We start from the raw sequence: 1,756 nt of genomic DNA on the forward strand, positions 1-1,756 counted from the left end.
CGCGGTGGCCGCGGACCCGCCCAGCGAGGGCGGCGCCTCGGCGGGCGCAGGGTGCTCTCCACGGAGGGGGATCGGCAATGAGGTGGGGCCGGTCGACGGGACGTCGAGACGCCCCCGAAGCCCCCGACCCCGCCCGGACCGGCTCATCGGGTGGCCTCCGGGTCGGAGGCCGCGGCAGCTGCCTCGGCGGCCACGGGCAGGGCGTCGGAGATGTGCTGGAAGTCGTCGTCGGTCAGCGCGGTGGAGACGAACCAGGTCTCGAAGGCGCTCGGCGGGGCGTAGATACCCCGGTCCAGCAGGGTGTTGAAGAACGGTGCGTACCTGAACGTCTCGGCGGCCTTGGCCCCGGCGTAGTCGGTGACCTGCTTGTCGGTGAAGAAGACGCTGAGCATGGTCCCGGCGCGCTGGATGGTGTGCGCCACCCCGGCGGCCTGCAGGGCGTTGCTCAGCAGTGCCTCGAGGCGGTCCGCATTGGTCTGCAGCGTGTAGTAGCAGGAGTGGTCGGCCAGGCGCAGCGAGGCGAGACCCGCCGCCACCGCGACCGGGTTCCCCGACAGCGTGCCGGCCTGGTAGACGGGCCCGGCGGGGGCGAGCGCGGACATCACGTCGGCGCGGCCACCGAACGCCGCGGCGGGCAGCCCGCCGGACATGACCTTGCCGAAGGTGGTCAGGTCGCCGGCCACGCCGTCGATCCCCCACCAGCCGCGGTCGCCGGCCCGGAAGCCGGTCATGACCTCGTCCATCACCAGCAGCGCGCCGTTCTCGGAGCACAGGGTGCGCAGTTCCTCGTTGAAGCCGGGCAGCGGCGGGACCGTGCCCATGTTGCCGGCGGCTGCCTCGGTGATCACGCAGGCGATCTCGCTGCCGTGGTTGGCGAACACCAGGCGGGCCGCCTCGACGTCGTTGTACGGCAGCACGATCGTGTCGTGGGCGGTCGCTCCCGTCACGCCGGGCGAGTCCGGCAGGGCGAACGTCGCGAGACCCGAGCCCGCGTCGGCCAGCAGCGCGTCCACGTGACCGTGGTAGCAGCCGGAGAACTTGACCACCTTGGACCGACCGGTGAACCCGCGTGCCAGACGCACCGCGCTCATGGTGGCCTCGGTGCCGGAGTTGACCAGGCGCACCTCCTCGACCGAGGTCCGGCCGACGATCTCGCGGGCAAGGTCGACCTCGCCCTCGGTGGGGGTGCCGAAGCTCAGACCGCGGGTGGCGGTCTCCCGCACGGCGTCGACGATCGCGGGGTGGGCGTGGCCGTGGATCATCGGGCCCCAGGAGGACACCAGGTCGATATAGGTGTTGCCGTCGACGTCCGTCATGCGGGAACCCCGCGCTTCACGCATGAAACGCGGGGTTCCGCCGACGGAGTTGAAGGCGCGGACCGGGGAGTTGACCCCGCCCGGGATCAGCTCGCGGGCCTCGGCGAAGAGCTCGGCCGATCGGGTGGTGCCGGACAGGCCGGACGGGGTCGGGAAGGCATCGCTCGCAGACGTCACCCGTCCAGTGTCTCAAAGACTGCCCGCGAGTACCCCCTCGCGGTGTCAGCCCTGCGGCGGGGCGGGCTGGCCGTGCGGTGCGAACATCGCCTTGACGGCGGTGTCGACCTGTCCGGCCACGTCCTGCAGGGCCTTCTCCGCCTGCTGGTGCAGCTCCTGCGGGGTGGGCAGCGGCGCCGGTGCCGGGATCACCGGAGCGGGCACCGCGGGTGCAGCGACGGGGGCTGCCGGGGCGGGGGCGGTGGCCGCTCCGGTGTCGCGGT

The 1,756-nt window shown here is 72.9% G+C and carries 1 protein-coding gene and 1 pseudogene; both read right to left on the reverse strand.

The features are described from left to right. Window positions 1-143: 143 nt before the first annotated feature. On the reverse strand, window positions 144-1,454 hold the full coding sequence (gene hemL, locus G6031_RS17375) for a glutamate-1-semialdehyde 2,1-aminomutase (protein ID WP_182644994.1): 1,311 nt from the start codon (window positions 1,452-1,454) through the stop codon (window positions 144-146). A gap of 84 nt (window positions 1,455-1,538) precedes the next feature. Beyond that, a pseudogene (locus G6031_RS17380) lies at window positions 1,539-1,756 on the reverse strand (alpha/beta hydrolase); the annotation flags it as partial.

This window comes from Dietzia sp. CQ4 (assembly GCF_014145125.1).
Taxonomy (GTDB): domain Bacteria; phylum Actinomycetota; class Actinomycetes; order Mycobacteriales; family Mycobacteriaceae; genus Dietzia; species Dietzia natronolimnaea.